This is a genomic window from Paenibacillus sp. S150 (genome assembly GCF_019352175.1).
GTDB lineage: Bacteria > Bacillota > Bacilli > Paenibacillales > Paenibacillaceae > Paenibacillus_AQ.
Genome location: NZ_JACBYI010000095.1, coordinates 1 through 773, shown reverse-complemented (window position 1 = coordinate 773; position 773 = coordinate 1). Strand labels below are relative to the sequence as shown.

The following is a 773-nucleotide window of genomic DNA, read 5'->3' as shown; positions in this document are numbered from 1 at the left end:
GATATTGTCAAAGTCCTTGTCCATCGGGAACTGAAGAAACGTAATATCGACATTCGGAGTATTGAACAACCAACCTACAGCATTTTTAAGAAAGACCCGTCTGACTTCCTGATTAACGGTTTGATGGAATTGTTGGATGTTTATCAGCGGTTAGAGATTGCTATGAAGCTGGGACGTGGACGAAACAAAAAGGCTTCCGAAGGCAAGTTTGCTGGTGGAGGTATTCCATTTGGTTACAAAGGAAAACGGGGATCGAAGCAAATGTTCATTGACGAACAGAAGGCATCTACGGTTCAGCGGCTATTTCAACTGAAAAAGCAATATCCTATATGGTCATTGTCGGCTTTAGCCGAGAAGTTAAATGAAGAAGGATTCACAACAAAACAAGGGAAGAGGTTCACCAAAGTACAGGTGAAACGAATCCTAGATCGTAAAGCATTTTACCAAGGAACGTATCGTTATGGGCAGATTGAAGCAGACGGTGAACATCAAGCAATCCTACAGTCTGGAGGAATGTGCTTGTGACGATATTACAAGATAAGTATGAATCGCTGGTTGAGCAAGAAGATCAGCTTCTAACAAGTTTCCGTACCACTGCCGCTTATGAAAATGCCATGTTTCAAATTACACATGAACAAGCTGCGGATATTCACTTGCCGACAGCGGAGAAAATCATAGATAAGATTCACGAGTACACAGAAGAACTGCGGCTAGACCTGCTTTATGTACGTCTGGAGAAGTCACATGTTGCTGGGATGTTAAAACTTACAGCT

Annotated in this window: 2 protein-coding genes; both read left to right on the top strand. The window is 42.3% G+C overall.

The genetic code is table 11. The features are described from left to right. On the top strand, positions 1 to 525 hold a 525-nt coding region (locus HYD27_RS31700), incomplete at its 5' end, for a recombinase family protein (RefSeq protein WP_219221754.1). Beyond that, a partial coding sequence (locus HYD27_RS31695) for a hypothetical protein (protein WP_219221753.1) occupies positions 522 to 773 on the top strand: 252 nt, incomplete at its 3' end. The genes HYD27_RS31700 and HYD27_RS31695, both read left to right, overlap by 4 nt.